The organism is Lentzea sp. DG1S-22 (assembly GCF_036321065.1).
Lineage (GTDB): Bacteria > Actinomycetota > Actinomycetes > Mycobacteriales > Pseudonocardiaceae > Lentzea > Lentzea jiangxiensis.
In genome coordinates this window covers 8,056,177-8,071,278 of record NZ_CP143276.1, presented here as the reverse complement: position 1 = coordinate 8,071,278, position 15,102 = coordinate 8,056,177, and the positions used below count along the sequence as shown (strand labels likewise).

Genomic DNA, 15,102 nt, shown 5'->3' with positions numbered 1-15,102 from the left:
CGCGTGCAGCGCGTGCGCGACCCGGATGGGGTAGGAAGGGGTATGGATCCGGTCAAGGCGTTGAAGCAGGTGGCTTTCCACCTCGAACGGGCGGGCGAGCCGACCTACCGCGTCCAGGCGTTCCGCAACGCGGCCGCCGTCCTCGCCGGTCTCGACCCCGCCGACGTCGAGAAGCGGGCGAAGCTCGGCACGCTCACCGACCTCAAGGGCGTCGGCAAGTCGACGGCGGGGGTCGTGCTGGACGCCCTCGCCGACCGCGAGCCCGCCTACCTCGCGAAGCTGCGGCACGTCGACATCACCGGCGGCGAGGAGATGCGCGCGAGGCTCAAGGGCGACTGCCACGTGCACTCCGACTGGTCCGACGGCGGCAGCCCGATCAGGGACATGGCCGAGGCCGCGCGCGACCTCGGCCACGAGTTCATGGTGCTGACGGACCACTCGCCGCGGCTGACCGTCGCCAACGGGCTGAGCCGGGACCGCCTGGAGGAGCAGCTCGAGGTCGTCGCCGCGCTGAACGCGGAGCTGGCGCCGTTCACCGTCCTGACCGGCATCGAGGTCGACATCCTCGACGACGGCTCGCTGGACCAGGACGAGGACCTGCTGGCACGGCTCGACGTCGTGGTCGCGAGCGTCCACTCGAAACTGAAGATGCCGCGCGCCGAGATGACCCGCAGGATGGTCAACGCGGTCAAGAACCCGCACGTCGACATCCTCGGCCACTGCACGGGCCGGCTGGTCGTGGGCAAGGGCCGCCCGGAGTCCCAGTTCGACGCGGAGCAGGTCTTCGAGGCCTGCGCCGAGCACGGCACCGCGGTCGAGATCAACTCGCGGCCGGAGCGCCTCGACCCGCCACGCCGGTTGCTGAGCCTCGCCGCCGACGCCGGCTGCACGTTCTCGATCGACAGCGACGCGCACGCGCCGGGCCAGCTCGACTGGCTGAACTACGGCTGCGCGCGGGCCGAGGAGTGCGGTGTCGCGCCGGAGACGGTGATCAACACGAGGCCCGCATCTCGTCTGCTGTCCGGATGAGGTGCTCGTACCACGACACGAGCGGCCCGGTGTCGGCGAGCGCGCGGGTCAGCGCGACCCGGCACAGGTCCCGGACGGGTTCGGGGTCCCAGGCGGCCACCAGCGAGTCGAACGAGCCCAGCGCGCCCAGCGCGTACCGCTCCAGCCCTGCGCAGATCGGCACGACCGTCCCGTCGGCCTTCACCACCAGCGGATCGGCCCGCACGAACGCCGCGGGATCGGCTCTGAGCAGCGCGGCGGACGTGACGTCGAACTGGACCTCGACGGCGTCGTCCTCGGCGACGCGGCCCAGTTCGACGGCCGCGTAGACCAGGTCGACGCGGTCGACGCCGTGCGGCCGCACGCGGACCTTGCGCGCACCCTCGCCCACCGCCTCGGAGGCCAGGCCGCGCAGCAGCGACACGTTGCCCGGCACGAGGTCGATCAGCACCGTGACCCGGTGCCCGTCGGCGGCGTGCGGACCCACCTCGTCCAGCGCGACCACGAGCTCGGCTCCCGGCACGGCGGTGAGCCAGCGAGGGTCGTGGACCTCGACTCCCATACCTGTGCGGAGCGCTCAGGCGGCCGGTGGATACGTCGGCCGCGCAGCCACCCCTGAGGGGGATTTTCCGGCCGTTCACCCGGTGGCCGTCCCACGATCACCGCGCGAGACTCATTTGAGCCCTACCCTTCCCGACGGCCCACGTCCGCCCACCACACCGAGGACAGGCATGTCACGTCGCAGGGCTCCCCTGGCCGTGCTCTCCACGGTCATCGTCACCGCGGCCACCCTGACCGCCTCCACCGCGGCCCAGGCCGCCACGACCACGTTCACGCCCACCGCCGACACCTACGTCGACAACGGGTCCACCGGAACGAACCACGGCACGTCCGGCCAGCTCGGCGTGGACAACTCCCCGGTCAAGCGGTCGTTCATCAAGTTCACCGTCTCCGGGGTCAGCGGCGCGGTCAGCACCGCGAAGCTGCGCATCCACACCGACGACGTCTCCGGCGCGGAGAGCCCGAACGGCGGCACGTTCCGGGCGATGTCGAACGTCAGCTGGACCGAGACCGCGGTCACCTGGAACAACCAGCCGGCGATCGACGGCGCCACCCTAGGCTCGCTCGGGCAGGTGGTCCGCAACGCCTGGTACGAGGTCGACGTCACCGGCTACGTCACGGGCAACGGCACGTTCAGCATCGGCGTCACGTCGAGCAGCACGGACGGCGCCGACTACGACTCGCGCGAGAGCGGCTCCACCGCGCCGCAGCTCGTGGTCACCAGCGGGACGACGCCGCCACCCGGCGACCCGGTCTGGGTCGGCGCGGGCGACATCGCCGACTCCGGCTCCGGTGACACCGCCACCGCCGCGCTGCTGGACACCATCCAGGGCACGGTGTGGACGACGGGCGACAACGTCTACCCGGACGGCACCGCCTCGCAGTTCAGCACCTACTACGAGCCCACCTGGGGCCGCCACAAAGCGCGCACCAGGCCCTCACCGGGCAACCACGACTACCACACCAGCGGCGCGACGGGGTACTACAACTACTTCGGGGCGCAGGCCGGTCCGTCGGGGCGGGGCTACTACTCCTACGACCTCGGCAACTGGCACATCGTGTCGTTGAACTCCAACATCAGCATGGCCGCGGGCAGCGCGCAGGAGCAGTGGCTGCGGCAGGACCTGGCGGCGAACACGAAGCCGTGCACCGCGGCGTACTGGCACCACCCGCTGTTCACCAGCGGGGCCAACCACGCCCCCTCGACGGCCACCAGGCCGTTGTTCCAGGCGCTGTACGACGCCAACGCCGACCTCGTCGTCTTCGGCCACAACCACCAGTACGAGCGCTTCGCCCCGCAGAACCCGAGCGGCGGGCTGGACAACGCCCGCGGCATCCGGTCGTTCGTCGCGGGCATGGGCGGCGCCGGTGCCTACGGCTTCGGCACCATCAGGCCCAACAGCGAGGCCCGCAACACCGGCACCCGCGGCGTCCTGAAGTTCACGTTGCACGACAACAGCTTCGACTGGCAGTTCGTGCCCGAGGCGGGCAAGACCTACACCGACAGCGGCACCACCGACTGCCACTGACGGACTGCTGGAGGCCGGCGTGTACCTGTCCACCCTCGACAAACCCAGGACGGCGAACTGGAAGGGGCTGAGCGGCAACGTCTTCGCGCTCGGCACGGTCAGCCTCATCACCGACGTGTCGTCGGAGATGGTGGCCGCGGTCCTGCCGCTGTACCTGGTGATCGGCCTCCAGCTCAGCCCGGCGGCGTACGGGCTGGTCGACGGCGTCTACACCGGCGCCACGACGCTGCTGAGACTCGCCGGCGGCTACCTCGCCGACCGGACCCGGCGGCGCAAGGCGGTCGCGGGCTTCGGCTACGGCCTCTCGGCCGTGGCCAAGCTCGGGCTGCTGGCCGCCGGGAACTCGGTGACCGCACTGGGACTCGTCATCACCGCGGACCGCGCGGGCAAGGGCCTGCGCACCGCACCCCGTGACGCGCTGATCACCCTGTCCACCCCCAGCGGTGACCTCGGGCGGGCGTTCGGCGTGCACCGGACCATGGACGGCATCGGCGCCTTCGCCGGACCGCTCGTCGCGATGGCCGTGCTCGCGGCGTCGGCGCAGTCGTTCGACGCCGTGTTCGTCACCAGCTCGTGCATCGCCGCGTTCGGCGTGCTGGTCCTCGTGCTCTACGTGCGGGACCGTCCGGAGCCGTTGCGGCGCAAGGAACCGCTGAAACTCGCTCTGCTGAAGGACCCGGCGGTGCGCAGGATCGTGCTGGCCGCGTCCCTGCTGGGCCTCGTCACGATCGGCGACGGGTTCGTGTACCTGTTGCTGCAGAAGCGGGAAGGCCTCGCGTTCGGCTGGTTCCCGCTGCTCGCCGTCGGCACGAGCCTCGTCTACCTGCTGCTCGCCGCACCCCTGGGCGCGCTCGCCGACCGGATCGGCCGGCTCGAGGTCATGCTGTGCGGCTACGGCGCGCTCACGCTCGTCTACCTGTTGCTGCACGGCCCGATCGGCGGCTGGCCGCTGCTGGTCGCGGTCGTGGTGCTCTACGGCGTCTTCTACGCCGCCACCGACGGCGTCCTGATGGCACTCGCCGGACCGGTCCTGCCGGACCGCCTGCGCACCACCGGGATCGCGCTGATCCAGAGCGGACAGGCCCTCGCGTACCTCGGCTCGTCCGTGCTGTTCGGCCTCGCCTGGCAGTTCACGAGCCCCGAGACCGCCACCAGGGCCGCCGCGGTCGCGGTCGTCCTCGCCCTGGTCACCACCGCCGTTCTGCTCCGGAGAGGTCGCAAGTGGACAAACGCCTGATCGTCACCCTGACCGCGGCCGTGCTGCTCGGCGGCGTCGCCACCGGCTACACCGCGCTGTCCGGTGCCGCTCCCGAGGACGCCGCGCGGTCGGTTCCGGCCGGTGCCGGGCCACGGCTGATGGTGCTCAGCAACGGCAAGCTGTCCACCGTGTCCCGCAGCGACCCGGCGGGCTCGCGCGAGGTCACCGAACAGCGGTGCGACCGCGCGTACTCCGCCGGGGGCACGATCTCCTGCCTGCGACCGGTCGGCGCGCTCAAGGCGGGCGAGCTGGCCGTGCTGGACAGCGATCTCAAAGAGCTGAGGACCGTTCCGCTGACCGGGTTCCCCAACCGCACGCGCGTGTCGGCGAGCGGCAGGATGGTGGCGTGGACGCTGTTCGTCGACGGACATTCCTACGCCGCCAACGGCTTCTCCACGAGCACGGGCGTCCTCGACACGAAGACCGGCGCGCTGGTCACGTCGCTGGAGGAGTTCGCCGTCAAGGGCATGCCGCAACGCCCCGTCGACACGAACTACTGGGGCGTCACGTTCACCTCGGACGACAACCGCTTCTACGCCACCATGTCCACCGGCGGGCACCGCTACCTGCTGGAGGGCGACTTCGCGGCGCGCAAGGTGAAGCCGCTCGACCTGGACGACGTCGAGTGCCCGTCGCTGTCCCCCGACGGCACGCGCATCGCCTACAAGAAGGCGGTGGACGGCGATCCGCAGAAGGGCTGGCGCGTCTCCGTCCTCGACCTCGCGACGCGGAAGGTCACCGAGCTCGCCGAGACCCGCAGCGTCGACGACCAGCCGGCCTGGGTCGACGACAGGACCGTGGCGTACGGCATCCAGCGCGACGACGGTCTCAACGACGTGTGGGCGGTGCCCGCGGACGGCTCAGGCGCCCCCGCGGTACTCGTTCCAGAGGCCAGTTCGCCGGCACCGATCGTCTAGCGAGTCGAGAGGATCAGGCAAGAGCGCGCCAGCATCGATCTGCCATCACCCCTGTTCAAGCTGATCTGATGGGTTCATCGCCAAGACGGCAGAACCACACGGAGGCAGGAACAGATGAAGGTCGCGTACGGTTTCCACGCCACGATGACGGCACGGCCGGGCAAGGGCGACGAGGTCGTCGAGCTCCTGCTCGACGCCCCGTCGCTGACCGACGACGGCTGCGTGGTCTTCCTCGTCGGCCGCTCGGCGGCGAACCCCGACGTCGTCCACGTGACCGAGGGCTGGACCACGGCGGAGGCGCACGGCACGTTCTTCACGAGCGAGGAGGCCCAGGCTCTCGTCGCGAAGCTCCGGAGGTTGCTCGACGGCGAGCCGGCCCACCTCGACGCGGTGCCCGTCGGCGGCAAGGCGGCGTTCTGATGACCAAGCCCGCCTTCGACCCCGAACTGCGCACGCTGCTCGCCGGCATGCCGCTGTCGTCCGAGCTGACTCCCGAACTTCTCCACCAGATCCGCCGCATGCCGTCGCCTCCCTTCGAGACCGACGCCGAACGGCACGACGTCGCCCTCGGCGAGATCGCGCTGACCGTCTTCCGGCCGGAGAACCTCGACGGACCCGCGCCGTGCGTCTACTGGATCCACGGTGGCGGCATGGTGATGGGCGACCGCTTCTCGCAGATCGACATCCCGCTGGAGTGGTTGCGGGAGCTGGGAGTCGTCGTGGTGACCGTGGAACACCGGCTCGCTCCCGAGGCGACCGGCACCACGCTGGTCGACGACTGCTACCGCGGTCTGGTGTGGACGGTCGAGAACGCCGGCTCGCTCGGCATCGGCCAGGTGGTCGTCGCGGGTATCAGCGCCGGTGGCGGTCTGGCCGCGGGCATCACGCTGATGGCGAGGGACCTCGGCGGACCGGAGATCGCCGCCCAGGTGCTGATCTGCCCGATGCTCGACCACCGCAACGCCACCACGTCCAGCGCGCAGTACTCCGGTGAGCCCGGTGTCTGGACGCGGGAGATGAACGAGTTCGGCTGGCGTTCGGTGCTCGGTGATCTCACCGACGTGCCCGGCTACGTGTCACCGGCGCTGGCCCGCGACCTGTCCGGGCTACCGCCGACGTACGTCGACACCGGGACCGCCGAGGTGTTCCGCGACGAGGACGTCGACTACGCCACCCGGATCTGGGCGGCGGGCGGCGACGCCGAGCTGCACACGTGGGCGGGCGGCTTCCACGGGTTCGACGCGCTCTACCCGCAGGCCCGGCTTTCGGCGGCGGCACGGCGCACGCGCACCGAGTGGCTGGCGCGCAAGCTAAGCGGGTAGGGGCCTCATCCGGTCGGGCATGTGGGCGCGGAGCGCGTCGTGCAACGCCGACACCTCGTCCGCGTCCAGGAGAACGGACCCGGTCTCGCACTCCAGCTCCGCCTCACCGGTGCGCTGGTCCGGCACGTACCGCAACGACACGTCCGGCACGGTGCACGACTCGGCCCGGCGGATCGCGACCAACAGCTCCGACACCCGTTCGTACCCCAGCCGCGCGCTCCAGCGCGACGCGGCCAGGGGACGGACGAACAACCGGAGGCCTCCGGCGGATCGGCGGACCTCGACGCACGACAACACCGCTGCTACCTCCTACGACCAGCTCGCAGGGAGACTAGCCAGAGTTCGCGGGCCTCAGCGTCGAGTGTCACCCGTTCGGTTCATTGGTAGCAGGGCTTCTCGAACTTGAAGTCCTTCGCCGTCGGACCGGTGAAGAACTCCTCCACCAGCGAGACACCGGTCGGAGCGGCGTCGTCCGGCTTGTAGATGAGGGTCTGGCGGAAAGTCCCTTCCTGGGGCGAAGCGGAGAAATTACCCGCACCCGAAGGAAGCATGCCCTCGTAGTCCACGGAGGTGAGCTGGCGCACGGCCGCGAGCACGCCGGCCCGCGTCAGGTCCTTGTTCTGGACGGCCTTCTCGAGGGCGGCCTTCAGCGGGTACGCCCAGACCCAGCCGGCGGTGTAGCCGTCGTTGGGCGTGACACCGGGCAGGGCCGCCCGCATCGCGGTGTGGCCGACGGACTCGGTGTTCCACGCCTTCCACGGTGCGGACTGCAGGTAGAGCGCCTTGATCGCGGGCGCGGCCGGCGACTTCAGCAGACCGGGGTTCCACGTCGGCGAGGTGCCGATGAACTTGCCCTTGTAACCGCGGGCCGCGGCCTGACCGATGATCACGGCGGCGTCGGTCGGGCCGGTCGTCAGCACGACCAGGTCGGGCTTCTTCGACACCACGGCGTCGATGGCGCCGCCCTGGTTGTCCTGACCGGTCTGCGTGGTCACGCTCTCGAACGTGAGCCCGCGCTTCTCGGCCGCGATCTTCGCCCCGGCCGCCGCGTCGTCGCCGTAGTCACCGGCGAGGTGCACGGCCATGACGGACTTCACGCCCATCTTGTCCACGGCGTAGTCGACGGTGTTCATCGACTCGACGCAGTAGTTCGCGCCGGACTCCAGCACGACCTCCTCGAAGCCCCACAACGAGGTCCACGAAGCCGGCACCGAGACCATCCGGGTGCTCTCCAGGTCCGGCAGGATCGCCGCGGTCGTGGGCGAGCCGAGGGTCTGGGTCAGCGCCAGGACGCTGCCCTTGATCTCCTGGTAGACCTGGTTGTGGATCTGCGGGTTGTACTTGTTGTCCTTGACGTACTTGGTGACGTCGACCTCGTAGCCGCCGATGCCGCCCTTGTCGTTCACGCGCTTCCAGAACGCCTTCTGCGAGTCCGTGATCGGCACCGCCAGCGTCTTGAACGGGCCCTCGGTGAGGTCCGAGATGGTGCCCAGGTAGATGCAGCCCTTGGACTTGTCGACGGCGTCGGGGCACGCCTCGGACGTGACGCCGGCGTCGACCTTCACACCGCCCGCGCCCTCCTGCGGCGCCGCCCCGTCACCGCCCCGGCACGAGGCGAGCAGCAACGCCCCGACGAAGACGACCGCGAGTCTCTTTGCAGACATGGGGATTCTCTCCTCAGTACGAGAACGGCCAGGTGCGCCAGTAGTTGCGGACGCGGACCCAGATGCCGAACAAACCTCGTGGCTCGACGATGAGGAACACGATGATGAGCACGCCGTAGAGCACGGCCTCCAACTGGAAGACCGTGAACGCGCCGGTCGCGTCACCACTGATGAACGGCAGCACCGCGGGCAGTTCCCTGGTGATGCGTGGCAGCAGCGTGATGAAGAGCGCGCCCATGACCGCTCCGGAGATGGTGCCCGCGCCGCCGATGAGCACCATCGCGATGTACTGCACTGACAACAGCAGGTTGAACGAGCCGGGGTCGAAGAACCCGTTCACCACGAACAGCAACGCACCCGCGACACCCGCGTAGAACGAGGACACCGCGAACGCCAGCACCTTGTACCTCGTGAGGTCCACGCCGATCACCGACGCGGCCAGGTCCCGGTCCCGCACCGCCGCGAACGCCCGGCCCACCCGCGAGCGGACCAGGTTCCGCGCCAGCACGGCGAAGATCACCAGCAGCACGAACATGAGGAGGTAGAGCTGCTGCGCGGCCGTGAACACCGCGTTGTCGCGGTCCAGCCGCACCCCGAAGAGCTCGGGCACCGCGGCGGGACGACCGACCCCGGGACCGCCGGTCAGCGACGTCCACTCCCGGAACACGTGCTCTCCCAGGAAGACCAGGCCCAGCGTCACGATCGCGAGGTAGAGGCCCCGCAACCGCACCGCCACCGGCGCCACCAGCACGCCGAAGAACGCGGCCACGAGACCGGAGGCCAGCAGCCAGATCGGCAGCGACGTGATGCCGAACCCGATGACCCGGCCCGTCTCCGAGCCGGACAGCGCGGCACCCGTGTAGGCGCCGATCGCGAGGAAGAACGCGTGGCCCAGGGAGACCTGGCCCGCGTACCCCGTCACGATGTTGAGCCCGATCGCCCCGATCGCCGCCACGAACCCGGTCGCGAGCAACTGCAGCAGGTCGTCGGTGATGAGGAAGGGGACCAGCAGGGCCAGGACGACGAGACCGCCCGACCACGCGCGTTTGGGCCGCGTGTTCAGGAACGCCATGTCCTGGGCGTAGGAGGTGTAGAGCTCCGGACGACCTTTCACAGCCGTTCCACCTCCCGCTTGCCGAACAACCCGTACGGTCTGACGAGCAACACGAGCAACATCAACGCGTACGGCGCGACGAGGCCGAAGTTCGGTCCGAGCCAGGGCGCGAAGTCACCCTGGTAGGTGCCGAAGAGCGACTCGACGACCCCGACCGCGAGCCCGCCGACCACCGCGCCCCCGAGCGACTCGAGGCCGCCGAGGATGATCGCGGGCAAAGCCTTGAGCGCCACGATCCACAGCTGCTGGTCGACGCCGGCGCCCGTCGCCACGAACACGCCGGCCAGCGCGGCGAGGCCGCCCGCCAGCGCCCACGACAGCGCGAACACCGACCCGACCGAGATCCCCTGCGCCAGCGCGACCTCCTGGTCGTAGGCGACCGCCCGCATGGCGAGCCCGATCCGCGAGTACCGGAAGAACAGGAACAGCGCCGTCGTCACGACCGCGGTCGTCGCGATCATCACGAGGTACCGCTGCTGCACCTCGGCGCCGAGGAAGCTGATGGTGTCGAGGCCCCACGGGTCGCCGACCTGGCGCACGTCGAGCCCGATGAACGCGTTCGTCACGACCCTGACCACGACGTCCACGCCGATGGTGATGATCGCGACCACGAACACCGGCTTGCCGACCATCGGCCGCAGCACGGTGCGTTCGACGCCCAACGCCAGCACGGCGATCACCGCGGCGGCCACGAGCACCGCCCCGAAGAACGACACCGCGGGCGCGAGGTACGAGACCAGCACCGCGCCGGCCAGCATGAACGCCGGCTGAGCGAAGCTGATCACCTGAGTCGACTTGTAGATGATCACGAAGCCGAGCGCGAGCAGCGAGTAGATGGACCCGTTGCCGAGGCCGCGGATCAACGACTGGAGGAACTCATCCACGGGGCGCTCCTCCGTACATGGAGTCCACGAGATCGCCGAACATCTTGCCCAGAGCGGATCTCTTGACCTTCTGAGTGGCTGTGAGCTCGCCGTCGGAGTGGTCGAGCTCCTTGGGGAACATCCGGAACTTCTTGATCTGCTCGACCTGGGCGAACCTGCCGTTCACCTCGGTCACGACGTTCTGCACCAGCTCCTGGACCTCCGCCTTCTCCGAAAGGTCTCGGTAGGTGGTGTAGGGGATCTTGCGCTGCTGGGCCCAGTGCCCGACGGTCTCGTACTCGATGCCGATCAACGCCACGAGGTACGCCCGCTGGTCGCCGATCACCACGGCTTCCTTGATGTACGGGGAGGTCTTCAGCGCGTTCTCGAGCTCCGACGGCGCGATGTTCTTGCCGCCCGCGGTGATGATGATGTCCTTCATCCGATCGGTGATCTTCACGTGCGTGCCGTCGACCCACTCGCCGACGTCACCGGTGTGCAGCCAGCCGTCGGTCAGCACCCGTCGCGTCGACTCGGGATCGCGCCAGTAGCCCGCGAACGTGCCGCCGTGCCTGGTGAGGATCTCGCCGGTGTCCTCGTCGATCCGCAGCTCGGTGCCGGGCTGCGGCTCGCCGACCGTGCCGACCTTGACCCGCCCCGGCCTGTTGCCCGTCGCCACGGCGGTGTTCTCGGTCATGCCGTAGACCTCGTGCATCGGAACCCCGATGCCCATGAAGAACTTCAGCACGTCCGGCGCGATCGGGGCGGCACCGGACGCCGCGTACCGGACGTGCCGCATGCCGATCCTGGCCTTCAGGGCGCGGAAGCAGAACAGCCAGCCCACCGCGTAGAGGGCTCTGCTGCCCGCGGTGTGCTTGCCGCCCGTCCGCACCAGCGTCTCGCCGATGGACTCGGCGCGGGTCAGCCAGAACCGGGTGACCGAGCGCTTGAGCCAGGACGCGCTGGAGACGCCGATCTTGACGCCCGCCAGCACCTTCTCCCAGATGCGCGGCACGCCGAACAGGATCGTCGGCTGCACCTCGCGCAGGTTCGCCTGCACCGTCTCGATCGACTCGGCGAAGTGGACCTGCACGCCGCTGGCCGCGCTGAACCAGGTGGTGAAGATGCGTTCGGCCACGTGGCACAGCGGCAGGTAGGACAGCGTGACGTCGGCGGGGGACGGCGGGGGCGAGGTGAACCCGCCGCCCTCCACCAGCACCTGGACGGCGAACTCGACGTTCGCGACGGTGAGCATCGCGCCTTTGGGGGGCCCGGTGGTGCCGGAGGTGTAGATCAACGTCATGACGTCGTCCGGCCCGGTCTCCGCCATCCGCCGCGCGAGCTCGCCGGGGAACTCGTCGCGGTGCGACGCGCCGAGCGCCAGGAAGTCCTCCCACGCCAGCAGCTTCGGGTTGTCGTAGCGCCCCCGGATGCCGCGCGGCTCGACGTGGACGATCCATTCGAGGTCGGGCGTGTCCTCCAGCACGAGCAACGCCTTGTCGACCTGTTCCTGGTCCTCCGCGATGAGGATGCGCGCGCCGGAGTGCGACAGCAGGTACGCGACCTCGGACGCCGGGTTCGTGGGGTAGAGGCCGACCGTGATGCCGCGGGCGGCGACGGTGCCGAGGTCGGCGTAGAGCCATTCGCGCCGGTTCTCGGAGTGGATCGCGACCCGGTCCCCCGGCTGGAGACCGAGGGCCAGCAGGGCGTGCCCGACCAGCTCGACGTTCGACCAGTAGCCGGACCAGCTGACCTCCTGCCAGATGCCGAAGTCCTTGGCCCGCAACGCGATCTTGTCGGGCGTGCGCTCGGCGCGGTCCTTCACCCGCGTGACGACCGTGGTGGTCGTTCCGGAGCGGGTCATGACGTCACGCTCTTGTGCTGCTCGCCGAGGTACGCGCGGATGACGTCGGGGTCCTGCTGCACCTCCGCCGGCGTGCCGGTGCGGATGGGGCGGCCGAAGTCCATGACCATCACGCGGTCGGCGAGGTCCATCACGAGGCCCATGTCGTGCTCCACCATGATCATCGGGATGCCGAGCTCCTCGCGGACGTCGAGGACGAACCGGGCCATGTCCTCGGTCTCCTCGACGTTCATGCCCGCGACCGGCTCGTCGAGCAGGAGCAGCTTCGGCTGCATCGCGAGCGCCCTGCCCAGCTCGACGCGCTTCTGCACGCCGTAGGGCAGCAGGCCGACCGGGAACCGGCGCCACTGCTCCAGCTCCAGGAAGTCGATGACGTCCTCGACGGCCGCCCTGTTCTCCAGCTCCTCCCGGCGGGGCCTGCCGAGCCAGAAGAACGCGGACAGCGCGCCGTACCCCATGTGGTTGTGGCGACCGAGCATGAGGTTGTCGACGACGGTGAGGTGGGAGAACAGCTCGATGTTCTGGAACGTGCGGGCCATGCCCAGCGCGGCGATGCGGTGGGGCCGCATGCCGACCAGCTCCCGGTCGTGGAACCGCACGGTGCCCCGCTGCGGCCGGTAGACACCGCTCAGGACGTTGAAGATGGACGTCTTGCCGGCGCCGTTCGGGCCGATGACGGCGAAGAGCTCGCCCTCCTCGACGCTGAACGACACCCCGTCGACGGCCACCACCCCGTTGAACGCGAGCCGGACGTCGGTGACCTCGAGAACGCTCATGACAGCCACCGCTTCCTGCGCTTGTAGTGCTTGACCGCACGGAACGAGGAGGTGCCGAGTCCCAGGTAGAACTCGCGGATGTCGTCGTCGGCGAGCAACGCCGCGGCGGGCTTGTCCATCACGACCTTGCCGGTCTCCAGCACGTAGCCGTGGTCGGCGATGGACAGCGCCATGCTGGCGTTCTGCTCGACCAGCAGGACCGTCGTGCCCTGTTCGTTGATCTTCACGACGAGGTCGCGTATCTGCTGCACGAGCAACGGCGCGAGACCGAGGCTGGGCTCGTCGAGCAGCAGGTAGGACGGTTCGGACATCAGCGCCCTGCCGATCGAGAGCATCTGCTGCTCACCGCCGGACAGGTAGCCCGCGCTCTGTCTTCGCCGTTCGAGCAGCAGCGGGAACAGTTCGTAGCACCGGTCCAGGTTCCGCTTCAGGTTCTTCGGCCTGGCGTGACCACCGACCTTCAGGTTCTCCTCGACGGTCAGCTCGGACAGGATCCTGCGTCCCTCGAGCGCCTGCTTGACGCCCCTGTCGGCGATCTTCGCCGGGGAGAGGCGGTGGATCGGTTCACCGTCGAGCGTGATCGAGCCCTTGGTGACCTTGCCGTCGTGCACGTCGAGGAGGCCGCTGAAGGCCCTCATCAACGTCGTTTTCCCAGCTCCGTTGGCTCCGAGCAGGGCGACGACCTTGCCCTGGGGCACCTGCAGGCTCACGCCCCGGAGCACCAGCATCACGTCGTCGTAGACAACCTCAAGGTTGTTCGCCTCGAGCACCAGCGCCTCCTAGGGGGCTCCTGACATACCGAGCAGTATGCAGCTCGTGAGACTTGGATCACAGAGCCGTGTGACCACTACGGGTGATTTCGTGATGCGCAGATCGCAAGCGTTCCGACACTCTGCGTGACTGTCCACTTCAGACTTGCCACCGATGTGTAACAGCGCGTTACACGGGTACTCACTTCTCGACACAGTTGACAGACATCGAAGGAGGAGGTTTCGTGACCACCATTGAGAAGTCGGTGGACGTCCACGTGCCCGTGAGCACCGCTTACAACCAGTGGACCCAGTTCGAATCCTTCCCGGCGTTCATGGACGGCGTCGAGAAGATCGACCAGATCACGCCGACGATGACGCACTGGACCACGAAGATCGGTGGTGTCGTCCGCGAGTTCGATGCGGAGATCACCGAGCAGCACCCGGACGAGCGGGTCGCGTGGACCACGGTCGGGGGCCCGTCGCAGGCGGGTGTGGTCACCTTCCACCGCATCGACAACGACACGACGCGCGTCCACCTCCAGATGGAGTACGAGCCGGAGACCCTGACCGAGAAGGCGGGTGCCGCGCTCGGCGTCGTGGGCCACCGGGTCGAGGGAGACCTGAAGCGGTTCAAGGAGTTCATCGAGAACCGCGGCACGGAGACCGGCGCGTGGCGTGGCGACGTGACGCCACCGCCCCAGGTCTGATCGCGGTGCGCGTTGACGCCAGACCAGCACGCGGCGTTTGAGGAACTCGCCCGCACCAGCCGCGACTCGCCGCGCTACTACGCGCTGCGGGACCGGCTGGTGCGCGAGTACCTCCCGCTCGCCCGGCACATCGCCCGCCGCTTCAGCGAACGCGGCGAGCCGATGGAGGACCTGGCCCAGGTCGCCGCAGTGGGCCTGATCAACGCGATCGACCGGTTCGACGTGGGCCGGCAGACGGACTTCCTGTCCTACGCCGTGCCCACGATCACCGGCGAGGTGCGCAGGCACTTCCGCGACCAGTGCTGGGCGGTCCGGGTGCCGAGGAGGTTGAAGGAACTGTGCGACGCGATCGACGGGGCCACCGCCGAGCTGTCGCACCGCACCGGGCGCTCGCCCACCCCCTCCGAGATCGCCCGGCACCTGGGGATGCCCATCAGCGACGTGTACGAGGGCCTGCGGATCGAGAAGAACATCGCGTTCGCGCCCCTCGACTCGCTGGAAGGGTCGACCGTCGACGACCCCGCCCTCGAGGGGGTCGAGATCCACGAGGCCCTGCAGCCCATGCTGCGGGGCCTTCCCCGGCGGGAACGGACCATCGTGGTCCTGAGGTTCTTCGGCCGGTTGACCCAGACCGAGATCGCCCGCCGCGTCGGCATCTCCCAGATGCACGTGTCGCGCCTGCTCACGAAGTCGCTGGAGCAGCTGCGGCACGACCTGCTGGCGGAGGAGTGAAACGAGTGAGCGGGAATGTCCGGTACTGGTGATAC

The 15,102-nt window shown here is 69.3% G+C and carries 16 protein-coding genes; 8 read left to right on the top strand and 8 right to left on the bottom strand.

Annotated elements, in window-relative coordinates; all coding sequences use genetic code 11:
- Positions 1 to 42: 42 nt before the first annotated feature.
- Entirely contained in the window at positions 43 to 1,029 is a 987-nt protein-coding gene (locus V1227_RS38445) for a PHP domain-containing protein (RefSeq protein WP_329790001.1), read from the top strand.
- On the opposite strand, the gene V1227_RS38440 is transcribed toward V1227_RS38445, so the two are convergent.
- The gene (locus tag V1227_RS38440; RefSeq protein ID WP_329790000.1) at positions 992 to 1,570 is read right to left on the bottom strand and encodes a hypothetical protein; all 579 of its coding nucleotides are present in this window, start codon (positions 1,568 to 1,570) and stop codon (positions 992 to 994) included. The genes V1227_RS38445 and V1227_RS38440 overlap by 38 nt on opposite strands.
- Before the next feature lie 169 nt (positions 1,571 to 1,739).
- On the opposite strand from V1227_RS38440, the gene V1227_RS38435 reads away from it, so the two are divergent.
- The 5 genes from V1227_RS38435 to V1227_RS38415 all read left to right on the top strand — a co-directional run bounded on the left by V1227_RS38435 (position 1,740) and on the right by V1227_RS38415 (position 6,595).
- Positions 1,740 to 3,098: a CBM96 family carbohydrate-binding protein gene (locus V1227_RS38435; RefSeq protein ID WP_329789999.1), complete on the top strand. Its 1,359-nt coding sequence runs from the start codon at positions 1,740 to 1,742 to the stop codon at positions 3,096 to 3,098.
- Between the two features lie 19 nt (positions 3,099 to 3,117).
- The gene (locus tag V1227_RS38430) at positions 3,118 to 4,335 is read left to right on the top strand and encodes an MFS transporter (protein WP_329789998.1); all 1,218 of its coding nucleotides are present in this window, start codon (positions 3,118 to 3,120) and stop codon (positions 4,333 to 4,335) included.
- On the top strand, positions 4,320 to 5,273 hold the full coding sequence (locus V1227_RS38425; RefSeq protein ID WP_329789997.1) for a hypothetical protein: 954 nt from the start codon (positions 4,320 to 4,322) through the stop codon (positions 5,271 to 5,273). The genes V1227_RS38430 and V1227_RS38425 overlap by 16 nt, the downstream gene beginning before the upstream one ends.
- A gap of 114 nt (positions 5,274 to 5,387) precedes the next feature.
- On the top strand, positions 5,388 to 5,693 hold the full coding sequence (locus V1227_RS38420) for a putative quinol monooxygenase (RefSeq protein ID WP_329789996.1): 306 nt from the start codon (positions 5,388 to 5,390) through the stop codon (positions 5,691 to 5,693).
- Positions 5,693 to 6,595, top strand: a complete 903-nt coding sequence (locus tag V1227_RS38415; RefSeq protein ID WP_329789995.1) for an alpha/beta hydrolase — start codon at positions 5,693 to 5,695, stop codon at positions 6,593 to 6,595. Before V1227_RS38420 ends, V1227_RS38415 begins: the two co-directional genes overlap by 1 nt.
- Here the strand turns inward: V1227_RS38415 and V1227_RS38410 are convergent.
- The 7 genes from V1227_RS38410 to V1227_RS38380 all read right to left on the bottom strand — a co-directional run bounded on the left by V1227_RS38410 (position 6,584) and on the right by V1227_RS38380 (position 13,646).
- Entirely contained in the window at positions 6,584 to 6,847 is a 264-nt protein-coding gene (locus V1227_RS38410) for a hypothetical protein (RefSeq protein ID WP_236217711.1), read from the bottom strand. The two genes, V1227_RS38415 and V1227_RS38410, sit on opposite strands and share 12 nt — an antisense overlap.
- A gap of 125 nt (positions 6,848 to 6,972) precedes the next feature.
- A complete protein-coding gene (locus tag V1227_RS38405) occupies positions 6,973 to 8,259 on the bottom strand; it encodes an ABC transporter substrate-binding protein (RefSeq protein WP_329789994.1) in 1,287 nt (428 codons plus the stop codon).
- A gap of 13 nt (positions 8,260 to 8,272) precedes the next feature.
- On the bottom strand, positions 8,273 to 9,373 hold the full coding sequence (locus V1227_RS38400) for a branched-chain amino acid ABC transporter permease (protein WP_236217714.1): 1,101 nt from the start codon (positions 9,371 to 9,373) through the stop codon (positions 8,273 to 8,275).
- Entirely contained in the window at positions 9,370 to 10,257 is an 888-nt protein-coding gene (locus V1227_RS38395) for a branched-chain amino acid ABC transporter permease (protein WP_329789993.1), read from the bottom strand. Before V1227_RS38395 ends, V1227_RS38400 begins: the two co-directional genes overlap by 4 nt.
- Positions 10,250 to 12,100 (bottom strand): AMP-dependent synthetase/ligase, encoded by a 1,851-nt coding sequence (locus tag V1227_RS38390; RefSeq protein ID WP_329789992.1) that lies wholly within the window; start codon positions 12,098 to 12,100, stop codon positions 10,250 to 10,252. The genes V1227_RS38395 and V1227_RS38390 overlap by 8 nt, the downstream gene beginning before the upstream one ends.
- Positions 12,097 to 12,876, bottom strand: a complete 780-nt coding sequence (locus V1227_RS38385; protein ID WP_329789991.1) for an ABC transporter ATP-binding protein — start codon at positions 12,874 to 12,876, stop codon at positions 12,097 to 12,099. The genes V1227_RS38390 and V1227_RS38385 overlap by 4 nt, the downstream gene beginning before the upstream one ends.
- Complete coding sequence (locus V1227_RS38380) at positions 12,873 to 13,646, bottom strand: ABC transporter ATP-binding protein (RefSeq protein ID WP_329789990.1); 774 nt, start codon at positions 13,644 to 13,646, stop codon at positions 12,873 to 12,875. Before V1227_RS38380 ends, V1227_RS38385 begins: the two co-directional genes overlap by 4 nt.
- 224 nt (positions 13,647 to 13,870) lie before the next feature.
- Here V1227_RS38380 and V1227_RS38375 point away from each other — a divergent pair, with 224 nt between their 5' ends.
- Both V1227_RS38375 and V1227_RS38370 read left to right on the top strand, forming a co-directional pair.
- The gene (locus V1227_RS38375; protein ID WP_329789989.1) at positions 13,871 to 14,335 is read left to right on the top strand and encodes an SRPBCC family protein; all 465 of its coding nucleotides are present in this window, start codon (positions 13,871 to 13,873) and stop codon (positions 14,333 to 14,335) included.
- Positions 14,336 to 14,347: 12 nt separating this feature from the next.
- Entirely contained in the window at positions 14,348 to 15,067 is a 720-nt protein-coding gene (locus tag V1227_RS38370; RefSeq protein ID WP_236217723.1) for a SigB/SigF/SigG family RNA polymerase sigma factor, read from the top strand.
- Positions 15,068 to 15,102 lie beyond the last annotated feature (35 nt).